We start from the raw sequence: 17907 nt of genomic DNA, 5'->3' as shown, positions 1-17907 counted from the left end.
CAATTAAGTACATCGTTCTACCAAATTGTAAAAAAAATTTAACAGTCTTGATTAGAAAGTGAAACTTCATGATTTGATCAGAATCATAAAAAACCAATTTCAACTGTTTTTTGATAGAAAAATAACGATATGAAGAAATAGGTATAACGATATACTAAAAGAAGCAACGAGATAAATATACTCCTGTGTTTTAAATGTGTCAAGTTTATGACTTTGTGATTTAAAAAAATAAAAATGAAACAAAGAAATAGTTGACTTGATCAATAAAAAAAGAGAATTGCTGCATGCAATTCTCTTTTTCATCATGAGGGAGCGGTTTCTCTAATATGAAGTTGAGGCTTTAATATCAATCTCTGCAGCTCTTCATCCTGTTCGTTCATTTTATGATATAAAAGGTTCGCTGCTTTTACCCCGATGGATCGGGGGAAGGAGGAAACAGTGGTGAGCGGCGGATGGTACATCTCCGCTTCAGGAACATTATCGAATCCAACCACATCGATATCTTCACCAGGCTTAATGTCACGAGCTGATAGTTCTTGAATGACCCCAAATGCGACTAGATCACTAAAACAAAAAATAGCAGTAGGAGGCTCAGGCTGATCAATCACTTGGGCAAGCGCTTCTTTCCCGCCTTCACGAGTAGGTTCTATGTCAATAATAAGAGAATCATCAATCATCAGATTTTCTTCGTCATGGGCTTTTTTGAAACCTTTCATCCGCTCAATCCAAGTCGATGAGGTCTTGATGCCGCCTAAGAAGGCGATACGCCGATGTCCCTTTTGAAGAAGATGACGAATCGCCATCCAAGCACCTTGTTCATAATCAACGCCGACATAGTCACATTGCACATCTGATAATTCACGATTTGCCAGTACTTTTGGGGTGCGAATTTGATTTAATTGTTTGACCGTTCGTGCAGAGCTTTTTGAAGCTGGGTTTAAAATAATCCCGCCCACTCGGTGCTCTACCATTGTGGAAATGAGCCGCTCCTGTTTATCGACACTGTCAAAGGTCGTACCAAGTAAAACAGTATAGCCTAGTGATTCAAGCGTGGTTTGCACGCCAATTAAAAACTCAGAAATAAAGGTGTTAGAAATATCCGTGACAATCACACCAACGATATTTGAGCTTTTTGACCGCATGTTGGCAGCAACGCGGTCGTATACGTATCCTAAGTCCTCCATGGATTGCAGTACTTTTTTTCGAGTGGCTTCAGAGATTCTAGGATTATTTCGAACAACAAGTGATGCCGTTGAAGTCGAAACACCGGCATGCTTGGCGACTTCCTGTAATGTGACACGCTGTTTGTTCATTTTTTTCATTTGTTTTCACCAACTTCCATGGATTTCCTAACTTTGTTCTTGATCAAGAGGGATTTCTCCAGCAAACGAGCCGAACATCTTTTGATTTATTATACATGAATCAAGAGGGATTGATGAAGTGAAGTTATATGGCTACCACCGTCAATCATAAAAGATTTCCATTGACAGCTTTCTTTTAGAGGCGTAAAATATGAAATTATTCAGAAATAGCAACATTTTAATTAAATAACGAAGGCTATGAATGCTGTGGGTCACACTATGGCAGGAGCAGCTTCTGGAGAGACCGCATGAATGTGCGGCGCCGAAGGGTTCACAATCTCAGGCAAAAGGACAGAAGAGTACGAAATATTGTATTTGTAGTGCATGGATGACGCCGTGTATTGCTTTTCGCTATTTTGCTATTCTTTTATGACCGAGAGATTGGAGCGCATCCAATCTCTTTTTTTATGGACTTTTTGAGAGTTCATTATTTCAGTATAAGATCGTGTCGTAGGAGGGCGTTAGCATTGGAACAACAAGAATTGAAACGAGATTTATCAAACCGCCATGTTCAGTTGATTGCAATTGGCGGAACCATTGGAACTGGGCTATTTTTAGGCTCTGGAAAGGCCATTCAATTGGCAGGTCCATCGATCATTTTTGCTTATTTAATTGTCGGGATGGCGATCTTTTTTGTCATGAGGGCACTTGGTGAACTGCTCTTATCGAAGACAGGCTATCAGTCATTAACCGATATTGCAGAGGACTACCTTGGTCCGTGGGCATCCTTTGTGACAGGGTGGACGTATTGGTTTTGCTGGATTATGACCGCGATGGCGGATGTTATTGCTGTCGGAGTGTATGTGCAGTATTGGTTTGATATCCCGCAATGGATTCCTGCCATCATTTGTTTGTTGATTTTACTAGGGTTTAATTTATTAACGGTGAAGCTTTTCGGAGAAATGGAATTCTGGTTTGCACTTATTAAAGTGATTACGATTCTATTATTGATCGGCGTTGGAATTGTCCTTTTAATCATTGGTTTTCAAACAGATGCAGGACCGGTGACGGTAACGAATCTTTGGTCACACGGCGGACTATTCCCGCATGGTGTCACAGGCTTCTTACTGTCATTCCAAATGGTCATCTTTGCGTATGTGGGAGTGGAACTGGTCGGTGTGTCCGCAGCAGAAACAGCCAATCCACAAAAAAACATCCCGTCTGCGATTAATAAAATTCCATTAAGAATTCTATTTTTCTATGTGGGAGCGATCTTTGTTTTACTATGTATCAACCCATGGACTGAGCTCAGTGCATCAGAAAGTCCTTTTGTAAAAACCTTTGGGCTGATTGGAATTCCAGTAGCAGCGGGACTCATTAATTTTGTTGTCTTGACGTCTGCGGCTTCGGCTTGTAATAGCGGTATGTTCTCGACGAGCCGAATTTTGTATAATCTCAGTCATCAAAAACAGGGCCCATCTTCCTTTGGACGTCTGAATAAGCACGCTGTTCCAAGTAATGCACTATTCGTTTCAACAATTGTGGTATCGGTCGGTGCTCTTTTAAGCAAGCTGATTCCAGAGCAAGCCTTTGGTATTGTCACAACCATCAGTGCCATTTGTTTCATTTGGGTATGGAGTATTATTTTAATTTGCCATTTGAAATATAAAAAAACAAAGCCTGAACTGCATGCAGCATCTACCTTTAAAGCACCGTTCACACCATTTGTAAACATTTGTGTTCTTGTCCTTTTTGCTGCCATTCTTGTGATCATGCTGTTTGCGGATGCAACACGCCCGGCGCTCTTGTTAACACCGGTTTGGTTTGGTTTCTTATTATTGATTTATGCACGAAAGAAACGCCGTGCATCATAATGGACGGAAAAGCACAGCCTTTGCATTGGGCTGTGCTTTTGTTCATTTAACGATTTCTAATCCTGAACATATAATTTGCATTCAAAATGATTAAAACAAGTCCAATCACGATGATTGAGAAGAGTTGAGAGTGATTGGCTCCAAGGGAATACACAATCAGAATAAACATGGCACTGGTCAATAAGATGTTCATCATTTGATACGTGTGAAACAGTCCGCCAAGCATCACATGCTTTTCACCTTCGTCAGAAATAGCGAGCAGCTTTTTACTATAATCTTTGTCAGACGGGCTTGGGAGATTGCGATTAGGGTAGACAAGTTGTAGAACGGATATCGCTACATAAGAACTGATAATGGTGACGATAAATAAAGCAACATTGACGAGAATCAGCCAAATAGGCTGTTCGGTAACGATAGCCATACCGGTGGCAATTATGGACAAAATGGTACTCACCGTATTGGATAAAGTCGAATCAGTAAAGGTGCGATACTGTTTTGCTTCGAGTTCATCCTCTTCATCTCCAGATACCGAAAGAGATACTCTTTTCTTCATACGTGAAATCCCTGAAAAACAATAAACAATCAATACAATCGTCAATCCACTGATGACAAGTGTCGCTTCGAATGCAATATCAAGAAGTGTCATTTCAAATTCGGCAGCCAGCAGACAGTAAGCGCCGAGAAAGCCAAGGAGAGCACCTGAGAGCAGTTTGTATACAGTTTTCATGATAGTTCATCCTCCTCGAATAGAAAAATACGTTCAATGGGTTCCTGAAAAATTCGTGAAAGCTTAACAGCGAGCAAGAGAGACGGCATTAATTCATCGCGTTCCATTAAGCTGATGGTCTGACGAGAAACCTTTGCACGCTTGGCAAGCTCAGTTTGGTTCAAACCATCACGTGCACGAAGCTCTTTTAGCCGATTTTTCATTCTGTCACCTCAATTTTGATCTGAATCTTTCTTTGATTGTAAAACATGTTATTCAAATTGACAAGTAAAGTTGTCAATTTGATAAAAATAATTGTCAGATAAGATCATCTTTCTTCAAAAGGTGAACCATGATACGCTAAAAGAAAGAGAAACAGAAAATAGGTGATGCCCGTGTTCATTGACCAATTAAAAAATGACTTACATCAATCTCAACCGTTATTTATTGGAGAAGAAACAGCGTTCAAAGCTGCAGTCCTTGTCCCTTTGGTGCAAGTAAACGGAGAATGGCATATTTTATTTGAGGTGCGATCGCTCATCATGAGAAAACAGCCGGGAGATATTAGCTTCCCAGGTGGCAAACTCGACGGCAGCGAAACAGCACAGGAAGCTGCATTGCGAGAAACACATGAAGAGCTGGGCATTCCGCCAGAATCGGTGGAGATTCTTGGACAGCTTAGTCCTTACATTGCGTCTCCATCCTTCGTGGTCTACCCATATGTCGGGATCATTGATGAACAAAAAGTGAAACACTCCTTCAATCAAGAAGAAGTAGAAGAGACCTTTACTGTGCCTCTATCATGGCTAAGTCAATATGAGCCGTACCTACATCATGTATCCGTTCAGCCAACTCCTGCTGAGGATTTCCCTTATGAAAAAATCATGAATGGTGAGAAGTACCGCTGGGGAAGCCGTTCGATAGAGGAATGGTTTTATGATTATGAAAACTACACCATTTGGGGATTAACAGCCCGCATATTAAAGCATTTTGTGACCGTTGCAAAAAGAAATTCCTAGAGATTCGCTCTCTAGGAATTTGTTGTTTTCAGCCGTTCTTTCGCTGTTTGTTTTCCTTTACCAATTGGAATAGGCGCTCTCGCTTGGCTCAGTCCATAGGAAGGCATATTCACATAGACAGATTCATACGAGCCGGCTTGAATTTGATAGGTTTCATGATAAATACCCACTGCGTCATTGTTCTGAGCCCTCTGATGGAAGTTCTTCCAAGCCGCCAAATGTTTTTCCATCTTCGCATAAGCCAGAAGGTCATCTGTTGATTTCCAATATTGGATCATCGCTGTCGTACGTAAGCCAAAGTAATTCTCTGTCCCGAGGAAACCAAGCTCATCTTGATGGGTATACAGCTCTTTGATCATGCCAGGCATCGCCATGAACACAGGCATCCATTGATGAACCGCCCAGCGTTTGTTGATCCGCATGCCGATAATAAACACAACAATCGAGTCAGAATTCTCTGTTGTAAATCTGCCAGCACGTATGTCTTTTTTCATTCATTTACCCTTCCTTCTTCATCAAATGGGATGTTTCCACGCACCAATCAATTCCTGCTTGAGCCACTCTTTTTCCGTAATCTAAAGTAAACAGCCAATACTTCGCATCTGCTTCATCTGGATAAAGCTCTTGAATGTTTTCTTCAATCGAAACATAGGTCTCATAACGGATACGAAGCTGCCTTTCATAATCCTGTAGCAGTACCAGCTTTTTCTCAATCGAAAGATATTGACCGAAGAATAACTTTAATAACACTTCATTTCGTTCCGTTGGTAACTGATCGAGAGGCTTTGCCAGCCACTCTCTTAACGTCTCCAGCCCTTTTTCAGTCAGATGATATTCCCGCTTGTCGGAGCGGCCAGACGTAGAAGCGGGTGAAACCTCAGCAAGACCTTCCTCGACTATTAACTTTAAAGCTGGATAAATTTGTCCATAACTAATTTTCCAAAAATGATGCAAGCTCTTATCAATTAATTGCTTCACTTCATACCCAGACTTACAATCTGTCGTTAAAATACCTAAAATCGCATACGTCGTATCATTGTATTTTTTCATATCAGCACACCTATCTAAAAGATATATCATTTAGATATATAATAATTGATATTCAGTGGAAAATACAAGCAGGTTTTAAAAAATATATTTTATAAAGGAGGTGAAGAGACAACAGATTTTGTGAATTGGGAAGATGAATCACTCATATAAATTGACATGACGATGGAGAAAAAAATAATGATAGCGGAGGGGGACAAATGAGCAAATCAAAAATTTGGATCATGGCTGTCCTGACGGTACTAGTCATTGGTGCAGTTGGCTGGATAGCATATCAAGCAACCGCAAAAAAGAGTGCACTGAATCACTCCTACGCCTTTGCGTATAAAACAAAAGATCGTGTGAATTGGTTTAAGGTAACGGAGAGAAAAGGGAAAGTAACAGGTCATCTGAATGAAACCATTCTGGAAGAAAATCCGGAAATGCATTATGATCCTAATCTATTTAAAAATAAATATCAATTAACTGGAAAAGTAATTGAAAACGGTTACGAATTTCAAGTGAAGCAAGGAAAAGATACGGCTATATACGAAGTTCATATTGCTGGAAAAGATCTTTCTGTGAAAAAACAAGGTGAAAACAAAAGCACCACATACAAAGCGGTTGATCAAAAAAAGCTAAAGGCGTATCAAAAAGTCATTCAAGATCGATATGATGAACTAATAGATGACTCAGAAAATAGATTTTATGATTATTTAAGAGACTACATCAAGAAAGTAACAGGCGCTTACGGTTATCTGTATACTGCGGAGGATGATTCATACCAACTATTTCTACAAGTAAAGCACATGCATATTGAGTCAGAATGGTCAGGGTCTTTTCTGATGAGAACAGTTCCAGGGGATGGTAGTGAACCTTATAAAGAGACGAAACATAAAGCCGGTGGTGTTTCTGATGGAATCATGTTTGATATCAGTACCTATCCTCAAATCGAAGAGCACAAAACGGGTATTATCGTAGGTTCGACGAATCGAGGTGCAAAATCAATAAAACTTCCTCTGAAAATAGCAGGCGGCACTGTAGAATTTAAACCAGTCACGAAACAGGAATATCAAAAACAATCTGAAGCATTTAAAAAGCAGGCGGAAGAAAAGAAAAAATAGACTGTGTTAAACCAGATGAGTGAGTCAACTTATCTGGTTTTTTTATGGTGGAAATAGTTCTTATTAATGATAAAAGGAAATAGGTGTATAAAAAAAGAGAAAGGCTGCTTCAAGTAATTAAAGAAAAGAAATTTGGGTATATGGACCTTAATAATTTTTAGAAAAATAAATGTTGACGCTTTCATATAATCGATATATACTAAAATCAAATCCAATATTGATAAATTAGACATGTGACTGGTCATGCAGGCAGGATCTAAAAACGATGAATTTCTTTAATTTGTCGTTTTAGGTCCTTTTTTTGTTGCTAAAATATAGGTCTCATGTATGAGAAAAGGGGGAGAAAAAATGGATTACACACAGGTTGCCAAAGACGTTTTACAGCATGTAGGTGGCAAAGAAAACATTGCGCACCTTGAGCACTGTTCAACAAGACTTCGCTTCACACTAATTGATCAGAAAAAAGCAGATGTACCAGCACTAGAAAAAACACCAGGTGTCATAGCTGTCAGAATGTCAGGACAATGCCAAGTGGTCATTGGGAATGACGTCATTGAAGTGTATCAAAAGGTAACAAAATTAATGGGCGGCAGCTCGCCTGGACAAGACGTGCCATCCAATCAGCCAAAAGAAAAAAGAAAAATAGGCACAGTTCTGTTAGATTTCATTGTAGGTGTCTTCCAACCGCTTGTTCCAGCTATCGCAGGCGGAGGGATTTTAAAATCATTTCTTCTCCTTTTCTCTCTATTAGGCTGGATGGATGCAAAGGGTCAAACCTATCAAATATTGAACATGGTAGGGGACGCACCACTTTACTTCCTGCCTTTACTAGTCGCTGTAACGACGGCGAATAAACTAAAGGTAAACCCATTGGTCGCATTATCAGCAGTCGGTGCGCTTCTTCTTCCGAACATGACGGCTATGCTTACTGAAGGTGCGCAATTGCTGTCATTCGACGTGAAAAATATAGCTTATGCGTATCAAGTGTTCCCAGCAATCCTTTCTGTATTGCTGTACGCTCAAATGGAAAAATTCTTTACACGATTTTCACCAAAACCAATTCGGATTTTCTTTGTTCCAATGATGTCATTAGTCATTACTGTACCAGTTACATTACTTCTATTAGGACCGATTGGTTTTACAGCAGGACAAGGTTTTTCATCCATCATTCTTGCAATGTTTAATACAGTAGGATGGGTAGCTGTCGCGATTTTAGCAGCAGTCCTTCCATTCATGGTCGCATCAGGTATGCACAAAGCGATGGTCCCTTATGCAGTCACAACGATGGGTACCCTTGGGAAAGAAGCACTTTATTTGCCAGCATCACTTGCGCATAATATTGCGGAAAGTGGAGCGTGTTTCGCTGTAGCACTACGCACAAAAGACAAGGTACTCAGATCAACAGCCATTTCGGCAGGGATTTCAGCATTTTTTGGTATCACAGAGCCTGCTTTGTATGGTGTGACACTTCAAAATAAGCGAGTCCTTGGAAGTGTCATGATTGGTTCGTTTGTTGGCGGGATCTTCATTGGATTAGTTGGTATACAAGCCTTTGTACTTGTTGGCCCTGGATTAGCAAGTATGTCGATGTTTATATCAGATGAGCTCCCACGAAATCTAATGTTTGCTGTCATTGGAGCAGTCATTTCGTTTATTGTCGCCTTTATCGCTGCTTTTGTATTAGGTAAGGATAAAACAGTAGAAGAAAAGACAAATGATCAAGCGGCATTTGCTGAACAAATTGGAGCAGGTGAAACATTCAAAAGTCCTGTGATAGGTCAAATGATCTCTCTATCTGAAGTAAAAGATGATATTTTCTCTTCAAAGGTCATGGGAGACGGAATTGCCATTGTCCCTTCAGAAGGAGCGCTTTACGCACCAGTAGATGGTGAGGTGACCATGCTGTTCGAAACAAATCATGCACTTGGTATGAAAACGGACCAAGGGGTTGAAGTACTATTCCACATTGGCATTGATACCGTTCAACTGCAAGGACAGTATTTTCATCCAAAAGTGCAGGCAGGAGAACGTGTTCAAGCAGGAGATTTACTGATTGAATTTGATGTAGAAAAAATCATAGCTGCAGGTTATGATCCAGTTACACTTGCTGTCATCACAAATACAGATCAATATGAAATAAAGGTACAGCCATTACAAGAGGTCAATCGTCAAGATACATTGATGGTTGTCACACAATTAGGAGGCTAAACATATGACAACAATTAAAGGTTTTCCAAAAGGGTTTTTATGGGGCGGCGCAATTGCCGCCAACCAGGCAGAAGGCGCCTGGAATATAGATGGAAAGGGACCATCAGTTGCAGATATTGCAATGTATCGTTCCAATTTAAGTGTAGAAGATTATGAAGGACATCTTGCTGTGACTTCTGAAAATATAGAACGTGCAATAAAAGACCCAGATGATAAAAAGTACCCTAAACGCAGAGGGGTTGATTTCTATCACCACTATAAAGAGGATTTGGCTCTATTTGCTGAAATGGGCTTTAAAACACTTCGCATTTCTATTGCGTGGAGTCGGATCTTCCCTACTGGAGAAGAAGCTGAACCAAATGAAAAAGGGCTGCAATTCTATGATCGTGTATTTGCCGAAATGAAAAAACTCAATATAGAACCGATTGTGACACTCTCTCATTATGAAATGCCTTTAGCCCTTAGTGTGAAATATAACGGCTGGGTGGAAAGAAAAGTGGTCGATCTCTTTGTGAAGTTCGCCAATGTTTGTTTCGAACGTTATCAACATGATGTGAAATATTGGCTCACCTTTAATGAAATTGATAGTATTCACCGCCACTCATTTATTACAGCAGGAATTATTCCTGATCGTTGCCCAGAAGGTAAAGTAGAAGAGACCGTGTATCAAGCGCTCCATCATCAATTTGTTGCATCTGCTCTTGTAACAGCTGATTGCCATCGTATTATCCCAGGCAGCCAGGTTGGATGTATGCTGACAAAATTGACAACGTATCCGCATACGTGTCACCCGAATGATGTGGAACAAGCCTTAAAACAAAACTTAGAAAACTATTTCTATGCAGATGTTCAGGTGTTTGGCGAATATCCGCCACTGATTACACGGATGCTTGAGAGAAAAAATATTCATATTCATATGGAAGCAGATGATCTCAATATTCTAAAAGAAAACACAGTCGATTTCATCTCATTTAGCTACTATATGTCTTTAACTGAATCAGCTCAAGAAGGGTTAGAACAGACAGAAGGAAATACGATTCGTGGAGTCAAAAACCCTTATCTGCCTTCAACTGACTGGGGCTGGCAAATTGATCCGGTTGGTCTGAAAATTTCTTTAATCGAACTGTATGATCGCTATCAAAAACCTCTTATCATTGTCGAAAATGGAATGGGTGCAAAGGATAAAGTTGAAAGTGATGGCTCTATCCATGACGACTATCGAATTAACTATTTTAAAGAGCATTTCCGTCAGATGAGAGAAGCGATTGAAGAGGGCGTCGATCTCTTTGGATATACGAGTTGGGGCTCCATTGATATTATTAGTGCAGGTACATCACAAATGTCAAAACGCTATGGCTTTATTCACGTAGATCAAGATGATGATGGGAACGGAACATTAAAACGATCTCGAAAAGACTCATTTTATTGGTACCAAAAAGTCATTGAGACAAATGGTGAAGCGCTCGATTGAACACCACAATCATGAAAACAGGTGATGACGATGTTTAAAATCAAAAAAGTTTTAAACTCGAGTGTGGTCCTGGCTGAAGATCAGAACCAACAGGAGATGGTTTTGTTTGGCCGTGGGATTGGCTATGGACAAAAACCGGGTCAAATGATAGAAGAGAAAAAAGCGGACCAAGTCTTTATGTCAGTCGATAACATGAGAGCAAAAGAATTTCTTCAATTGTTAGATTCTATGCCTCAAGAGTTTATCGATTTAACTCAGCGCATCGTCCAATATGCAGAAAAACGGTTAAATTCAAATCTAAATTCAGGCGTTTATTTTACCTTAATGGATCATTTGAATTTTGCTGTTGAACGACATAAAAAGAATATTAATATTACGAATCGCGTGTACTGGGAAATCAAAAATTACTATACTGAAGAATTTGAAGTAGGGAAGTACGCTCTTGAGTTAGTAAATGATACATTGGGCATACAATTACCAAAAGAAGAAGCTGCCAATATCGCCTTTCACCTAATCAATGCATTAGGTGAAGAATCCGATTCAAAAGATAGCATGAAATATGCCAAAATGATCGGGAGCATTGTCAATCTTGTGCGCTATACATTGAATATGAAAATGGACCAAGATAATATTCATTACAGTCGGTTCATTACACATGTGAAATTCTTTGTAGAGAGGTTTTATGCAAATAAATTACTGTCGGATCAAGAAAATGAGTTGTTTGAACAAATTGCACACTTGTATCCTCAGGCGATGGATGTTGCTTTTAAAATCAAAGATTATATTAAACAGGTGCATAGTATCGTCATTCCTAATGATGAGCTTACTTATCTTGCGGTACATATACACCGCCTCATATCTTATCAGCAATTAAAATAATGGTGGAACCACTTGCCTTGTGATCAGGCAAGTGGTTCTTTGCTGTGATCAATTTTTATATTAAGTTCCGATAGGTCGTTCTGTTGTGCCAGGATTCGTCTCATTTAACGAATTGAAAGACACTGTTTGTCCGAAAACAACGATGGTTAAAGCAAGGATCAATAAACTCATTTTTTTCATTAGAATTCCTCCATTCAAATATAGGATGGTTCATGTGATAGGCTTCCTTCAAAAAGAGATAGGCTTGATGAATGGCACCTAAATCTTCAAAGTGTTTTGCAGCTAGTGCACTTAATTCACAGGCACCTTCAGCATCCTTTAATTCTTTTAGAATGCTAATTTCCTCGAAACAGGCTTGAGCTTTTTGAGACATATCCTCAGTAAAATATAGATGGTAAAGCAAATTCATTTTTGCTGTATAGATGGGGCATTTATCTGATTCGTGTTTTTGGTTGACCAATTCGAAGTAATAGAGAGCTTGTGTTCTTTCATCAATAGAGAGCAGCTCTTTGACTAACATAAACATGGTGTGATGGAAATAGCACGATGAGAGGTAGTTTTCATCACTTAGAGCCTTTTCTAGGGCATCGATACATTTTTTCGATTCTCCAGCTTCGGCATACAGAATACTGATATTATGAAAAAGCTGTGAAGTTAGAAAATGATCATTTAGATTGTCAGCGATGTGTAATGCTTTTTTGTAGTAGTTTTCTGCTCTTGTGAAGTCGCCAATATCCATATAATTAGCAGCGGCGATGACAATGGCTGTCGCTAATCTTCTTTCATATCCTTCATGACTTTTGAAAATATCTATAGCATTCTGAATATAGTGAAGAGAAATTAGGCTTTGACGAAGTAGCATATATAAGTTTGCGATTTTCGTATGGAATTCAGCTACTTCTATTTCATCCGGAATGTTTTGCAGTTTTTTCTCGGCAATTTTAAACAGTCCAATGGCTGATGCATAGTCTCTGTTATATGAAGCGTAAAGGGCTTTGTATAGGTAAAAATAGTATTCAATTAAGTCGTTTGTTTTAGAGGGGCAATCTAGCTCTGTCTGTTCATTCAGTTTTTTACCTCTTCGTTCATATATCATGAGTTTATACTTGCCTTCTAGCAATGAATAATAAGTCAATACCTCCTGATTCTCTTCCATTTCTTGAAGCAATTGCTTTAATTCTGTGTACATTGCGTTAGCACTTTGTACATCATGTTTGCGAATCGCAATTCGCCAATCATTTAAACGGTTCCCCACCTGTTCAGCAGAAATGATAGCCATGAAATTTCACCTCTTTAAGATCCTTTCACCTGTTTCACTAAAAAACGATATCACAATTTTTGGAAGAATATAATCATTTCTGTGAGGTGATTGCCAAGAGGTAATAAAAAGGACCTATGGTCATGTGATGTACGAAATTGTAATGGTGATTGAATGTTTATACAAATGATTAAAATCTTTTTTTAATCGTCTAAAAAAGGAATATATACAATGGGTTTTATGATTATGATCAAAAATATCACTGGTATATTACAAATAAAGAGATTTTAGTTAATCGGTGGGTAAGTTGGAAGGTCGATCTATTAAAGAAAATCAGTTATGATGATGCTAGATCAAATTTGGAATAGACACGGATAGAAGCAGACAAAAATTAGTCTGTTGGAAAGGATGTTGATATGAAAAAAAGATTTAAAATCTCAAATTGGCAAATCACAGTGATTATGGCGACGCTGTTACTTGTTTTAGTGACTCTGTATATGTCAAAGAGATACTTTTATAGCAAAGAAATCGAATTGCTGACAGAATCTTGTCAACAAGTAGGCGGCAAAGTCATACTAGAGACTAATAGTTTGTCTATGGATTATTCATTTGAGTGCCAGGAAAAGTAAAACAGGCAGAAAGGCTGCCTGTTTTATTCCAAACTTAAAACCCTAAATCTTGAAGCCATTGATTTAATCTGGTCTCCCGTTTCTCGGCAGTTGACTCATCATCATATCTCCCTAAATGTAAGCTAGCCGTTATTTCTCCGTCATTCATAAACATGATTCTTTCAGAACGAAGAGCAACCTTTGGGTCATGTGTGACAAGCAGTAGTGTCGCTCCTTCAGAATGGATTTTCGAAAATATATTCATCACTTCCTTCGTTGCATGGGAGTTAAGAGCACCTGTTGGTTCATCAGCGAAAAGAATGTCTGGTTCATTCATAAGTGCTCGACAGATAGAGGCTCTTTGAAGCTGACCTCCTGATACTTCTGACAAATATCTATCTGCTAAATGATCAATATCAAGTTTCTCCATTAAATATCTAGCTCGCTCATTCACTTCTTTTCTTGGCTTTTTCTTTGTTAAGTAAGCTGCAGCAATGATGTTATCAAATAGATTTAGATTTTTTAGTAAGTGGCTGTGTTGAAAGACAAATCCCATATCTGTTAAACGCAGAGCAGTTAACTGTTTATCTGTCATTTCTGATAATAAACTGCCTTTATATTTGATCTCTCCTGTTGAGGCTGATTCTATCCCGCTAAGCTGATAAAGCAAGGAGGTTTTCCCGCATCCGGAAGGTCCCATAATGGTCACAAATTCCCCAGGATTTATCGATAAATGGATATCTTTAAGAATGATTTGTTTCTGTCCTTTTAAAGAATCAATTTGCAAAGACAATCGCTTTGTTTCAATCAAGTGTTCCATGTGAAACATCTCCTTATGAAAGTGTATGACGTGTAGTTTGACTAGTAAATAACGTCTTCAATAACGAAGCAGTTAAAGCTAAGCTGACAATCAATAGTGTGATTGGGTACACAACTGACACCCATTGTGGTGCCAGCCACTGGAGGCTTGATGCCCCTAAGGATGCTCCACCTACACTCATTAAAGCTGGTCCAATCAAGTGGACAGCGATCGTGCCAATAAATGTGCCCAAAAAGATAACGACGATAAAACTTGTGATATATTGTACTGTTACATCTTTTTTAGAAAATCCAATCGTTCGTAGTAAATGGTTTCGGCTTGAATCTTTTGCTTTTAACATGTGCAGAAACATGAATAACATCAAACTGGCGGTTCCAAAAGCAGCTAATGTAGAAAAAAATGCAACGACTTTTACTAAAGATGCTGTGCTGCCGATTGTTTGATGAACGTATTCTTTCATATCTGTCACTTTTGCAGGAGATATCTCTTTTTCAAATACTGTCTTTTTCTCCGCAATTTCTACTCCTTGGTTTAGTTGGATTTGAATGGTTTTCCAAAGAGCTGTTTGAGGAAATGGCTGTGATATTGCTTTTGCTGTTTTCCCGCCGTTAGTGACATCCTGATAAATGCCAGTCACAGTTTTTTGAATTTCCTGCCCGTTTGTTACGAGAGTAATTTTTTCTCCAACCTTTTTTTGGAGTGAATCTGAGCTGAGCACTGATAAGGCAATTTCTTTCTTCTTTAAAGGCTGTCTCCCTTGTAAATAGGTGAGAGGAAATGCTGAGAGATTACCTGCTTCTAAATAGAGTGTTTCTAATGAATTCTCCTTTGATTTTGCCTGAAGAGAAGTTGTTTCATATATGGCTGATGCTTGAATGTCTCGATCATCACGAATCATTGATTCTATTTTATTAGTATTTTCCTTTAGATGATTTCCTTGTCGTATATCAATTCGAAGGTCACTTTGACCAGAGCCAAGATATGTGATGAAATCCGGCGATTGTAAGGTGTACCATAGCTGAATAGGCAGCAGCATCAAAAATGTACAAAGGGCCATAATACAAGTAATCGTTGTGTACAACTTCTTTCGTGATAACAGATCTTTTAAACCAAGCCAAATATTGACTGATATGAACCTGTTTTTCTTGAGATGCAAGGGTATTTGTTTTTTATCATTCGTTGAAATGACGCTGCCTTGAAGTGCTTGAGCAGCTGATACTCGACCAAACTTTCTTAGGACAGTATAGCTGAAAGAAATGATGATCATTGCCATCACAATAGAAACACAAAGCGGCATGAACCAAGAAGTGAAAGAAGGCTGATTCCCCATGTATCGCTGAATATTGGCTGTAAACATATCACCAAATATAAACGTTAACCCATATCCTGCTATACACCCTATACCAGCAAGCAAGGCATACTTTCCAACGTATAATTGCTTGATTCTTGATAAAGGTATCCCAAGCACCTTCAATATTCCAATTTCACGTTCGTCCTCTTCTATAGAAGCCGTCATAGCAAGGTGGAGAGAGAGAAGGGCTATACCGATGAGCAGCATGCAAGAAAGCAGCAGAATGGCGATCACCATTCCATCTGTCAATGCGTTCAGCATACGCAGCAAAGGTAATGTGACAGCAGGACCTTGTTGTGGAAGCTGTGATGACTGGTAGATTGCTTGAAAGGCATCTGCCTGCGCGGCATCATGCAGTAAAAATTCAATTAAATATTCCTTTTTATGAAACACTTGATTCATTGCGTCCCAATCCTTGTGATGAAGAAGGAATCTTTTCGAACTAACAAGACTGGGGTTCATTTGTGCATCTCGCAAGAATGCTTTGATGCGGAAAGAGAATTGATTAGACCCTTTCCCAATCAGTAACGTTTCTCCTATTTTGAGATGATATCTTTGCTGAAAATAGATAGGGACAGCCACTTCACCTTTACTGACAGTGAGCTTTTCATTTTGTTCATTTAAAAGAAAATCAAAATAACGATTTTGTTTCACAAATAAATGATCCATCACACCTGCTTTGGCGGGTTCGTTTCCGAACTTGATATTTGCATGTTCAATTGGAATCATTGGGACGATTTGATGTGCTTTTACCATGGACTGCTTGCTTGAAAATGCCTCAATATCTTTTTCCTTTAGGCTGCCGTCATGCATTTGGACAAAGTCTGGTGCCTTGGCTGAATGGAGCAGATTAGAAATGGAACCATTCAGTTGTACTGTCATTTGAGCGGCGCTTGTTGCTAGAAATGATGTCATCATAATGCATATGGTTAAACCGGTGGAAATGAGACGGTGGCGGGTTAAGTCCTTCTTTATAAACGTCAGTCTCATGAGGCTGATTCTCCTTCATGTTGAAGCATATTTTTTGTTAAGTAGGCAAGGGCAAACATGAAAGTACTGACTATTAATACTGTCACATACATGTTTGCTGAAAACGTATTGAACAAGAACCCATACATCATTTGACCAAGCGGGGCAGCACATTGAGAAACCATTGTCAGATTTGCCATCACTTTTCCTAATTGACTATTTGGCGTTTTCTTTTGAACATGTGAAATCACAACGATTGAGATCATTGTAAGAAGCATAGCAATCGGAAGACATCCTGCTAGAAAGAGAAAATAAGCTGGATAAGTGCCAAATTGAAGAGCTGTGTTGGATGTAGAGAATGCGACAGGTAGCAAGATGATTGCGATGACGATCAGCCAGCGATATAAAGTAGGGATGCGCCAATGCTTTGCTACAAGTCCAACTAGCAGAGCACCTGCGATGACAGCGAACTCAATCAAGCCCATGCCTACACCATACATGATGTCACTACTTTTCATTGTGACCCTTAAAATGATTGGACCACCTACGATAAAAAATGGCGTGAGGATGAAATTTAACATTGCAGCAAGCAACATGGCTCTTTTTAAAAATGGCTGACTGCCAATATAGGAAAATCCCTGTTTCATATCTTTTACGAGCACTTTGCCCATAGTTTCTGTAAGCGGGCTAGGTGAGAAGGATATGTTTAATCGTAAAAGCATGCATGCTGATAGAAAAAACACGATGGCACTGGCACCTATAATGGATTGACTTCCAATCAGTCCGTACAGAACCCCGCCGATAATAGGAGCGAGAACACCTGAAAGTGCCTGCACGCCATTGACGATCCCGTTTGCTTGTTCTAATTGTTCCTGTTTTACTAACTGTGGAATGCTGGACATCACAGCGGGAGCATAGAACGTACTCATCACACCAAGAAGCACCATGACCGCTCCGATCATAAAGAGTGAATCATTGCCTGAGAATAACCAAAAATAAAAAGCCAGAATCATGATGCCGGTGAGAACATCAAATAAAATCATTAAGTTCCTTCTGTTAAACCGGTCAGCGATTGCGCCTGCTAAGGGGGAAAGAAGGAGCGGTACATTGGATAAAGCGAATAGTAAGGCATATAAGTCTACACGCTGAGTCATATCCAGCACGTGTAAAGATAGAACAAACCGAATTAAGGAAGACCCAAAAACAGAAATAATCTGTCCGAGCACGAGGTAAATAAAGTGGGATGAACCTCTTTTGGATAATAAAGACATGGGTATCACTCTCCTTTTAGAC

15 protein-coding genes and 1 riboswitch are annotated in these 17907 nt (G+C 39.3%); of the genes, 6 read left to right on the top strand and 9 right to left on the bottom strand.

Annotation, left to right across the window (positions count from 1 at the left end):
- Positions 1-302 precede the first annotated feature (302 nt).
- Entirely contained in the window at positions 303-1322 is a 1020-nt protein-coding gene (locus MHH54_RS18395; RefSeq protein ID WP_003214978.1) for a LacI family DNA-binding transcriptional regulator, read from the bottom strand.
- Between the two features lie 264 nt (positions 1323-1586).
- A riboswitch (glycine riboswitch) is annotated at positions 1587-1666 on the top strand.
- A 162-nt stretch (positions 1667-1828) separates the two neighbouring features.
- Between MHH54_RS18395 and MHH54_RS18390 the strand changes: the two genes are divergently transcribed.
- Positions 1829-3175, top strand: a complete 1347-nt coding sequence (locus MHH54_RS18390; protein ID WP_003214712.1) for an amino acid permease — start codon at positions 1829-1831, stop codon at positions 3173-3175.
- A gap of 46 nt (positions 3176-3221) precedes the next feature.
- Here the strand turns inward: MHH54_RS18390 and MHH54_RS18385 are convergent, their stop codons facing one another.
- Both MHH54_RS18385 and MHH54_RS18380 read right to left on the bottom strand, forming a co-directional pair.
- The gene (locus MHH54_RS18385; RefSeq protein WP_003215128.1) at positions 3222-3902 is read right to left on the bottom strand and encodes a DUF3169 family protein; all 681 of its coding nucleotides are present in this window, start codon (positions 3900-3902) and stop codon (positions 3222-3224) included.
- Positions 3899-4105 (bottom strand): helix-turn-helix transcriptional regulator, encoded by a 207-nt coding sequence (locus tag MHH54_RS18380; protein WP_003215336.1) that lies wholly within the window; start codon positions 4103-4105, stop codon positions 3899-3901. The genes MHH54_RS18385 and MHH54_RS18380 overlap by 4 nt, the downstream gene beginning before the upstream one ends.
- A 171-nt stretch (positions 4106-4276) precedes the next feature.
- Between MHH54_RS18380 and MHH54_RS18375 the strand changes: the two genes are divergently transcribed.
- The gene (locus MHH54_RS18375; protein ID WP_003214959.1) at positions 4277-4900 is read left to right on the top strand and encodes a CoA pyrophosphatase; all 624 of its coding nucleotides are present in this window, start codon (positions 4277-4279) and stop codon (positions 4898-4900) included.
- An 11-nt stretch (positions 4901-4911) separates the two neighbouring features.
- On the opposite strand, the gene MHH54_RS18370 is transcribed toward MHH54_RS18375, so the two are convergent.
- Together MHH54_RS18370 and MHH54_RS18365 are read right to left on the bottom strand one after the other, a co-directional pair.
- Positions 4912-5394, bottom strand: coding sequence for a DUF4188 domain-containing protein (locus MHH54_RS18370; RefSeq protein ID WP_003215117.1), 483 nt, complete (start codon positions 5392-5394; stop codon positions 4912-4914).
- Between the two features lie 4 nt (positions 5395-5398).
- Positions 5399-5950 (bottom strand): PadR family transcriptional regulator, encoded by a 552-nt coding sequence (locus MHH54_RS18365; RefSeq protein ID WP_113387516.1) that lies wholly within the window; start codon positions 5948-5950, stop codon positions 5399-5401.
- A 197-nt stretch (positions 5951-6147) separates the two neighbouring features.
- Here MHH54_RS18365 and MHH54_RS18360 point away from each other — a divergent pair, with 197 nt between their 5' ends.
- The 4 genes from MHH54_RS18360 (at position 6148) to MHH54_RS18345 (ending at position 11608) form a co-directional block, all read left to right on the top strand.
- On the top strand, positions 6148-7050 hold the full coding sequence (locus tag MHH54_RS18360) for a hypothetical protein (RefSeq protein WP_003214658.1): 903 nt from the start codon (positions 6148-6150) through the stop codon (positions 7048-7050).
- 348 nt (positions 7051-7398) lie between these two features.
- Complete coding sequence (locus tag MHH54_RS18355) at positions 7399-9258, top strand: beta-glucoside-specific PTS transporter subunit IIABC (protein WP_003214882.1); 1860 nt, start codon at positions 7399-7401, stop codon at positions 9256-9258.
- Between the two features lie 4 nt (positions 9259-9262).
- Complete coding sequence (locus MHH54_RS18350; RefSeq protein WP_003215316.1) at positions 9263-10729, top strand: glycoside hydrolase family 1 protein; 1467 nt, start codon at positions 9263-9265, stop codon at positions 10727-10729.
- 30 nt (positions 10730-10759) lie between these two features.
- Positions 10760-11608 carry a PRD domain-containing protein gene (locus MHH54_RS18345; protein ID WP_003215356.1) on the top strand — a complete coding sequence of 283 codons (849 nt, stop codon included), beginning with the start codon at positions 10760-10762 and terminating at the stop codon, positions 11606-11608.
- 100 nt (positions 11609-11708) lie between these two features.
- Here the strand turns inward: MHH54_RS18345 and MHH54_RS18340 are convergent, their stop codons facing one another.
- The 4 genes from MHH54_RS18340 to MHH54_RS18325 all read right to left on the bottom strand — a co-directional run bounded on the left by MHH54_RS18340 (position 11709) and on the right by MHH54_RS18325 (position 17885).
- Positions 11709-12887 (bottom strand): Rap family tetratricopeptide repeat protein, encoded by a 1179-nt coding sequence (locus tag MHH54_RS18340; protein WP_003214680.1) that lies wholly within the window; start codon positions 12885-12887, stop codon positions 11709-11711.
- A 642-nt stretch (positions 12888-13529) separates the two neighbouring features.
- Positions 13530-14294, bottom strand: coding sequence for an ABC transporter ATP-binding protein (locus MHH54_RS18335; RefSeq protein ID WP_003214644.1), 765 nt, complete (start codon positions 14292-14294; stop codon positions 13530-13532).
- A 13-nt stretch (positions 14295-14307) separates the two neighbouring features.
- Positions 14308-16635: an ABC transporter permease gene (locus MHH54_RS18330; protein WP_003214765.1), complete on the bottom strand. Its 2328-nt coding sequence runs from the start codon at positions 16633-16635 to the stop codon at positions 14308-14310.
- A complete protein-coding gene (locus tag MHH54_RS18325; protein WP_003214677.1) occupies positions 16632-17885 on the bottom strand; it encodes an MFS transporter in 1254 nt (417 codons plus the stop codon). Before MHH54_RS18325 ends, MHH54_RS18330 begins: the two co-directional genes overlap by 4 nt.
- Positions 17886-17907 lie beyond the last annotated feature (22 nt).

Origin of the sequence: Bacillus sp. FSL K6-4563, from assembly GCF_038630405.1 — a bacterium.
In the GTDB taxonomy this organism is placed as follows: domain Bacteria; phylum Bacillota; class Bacilli; order Bacillales; family Bacillaceae; genus Bacillus; species Bacillus pumilus.
This window is presented reverse-complemented; position numbering and strand designations above follow the sequence as displayed.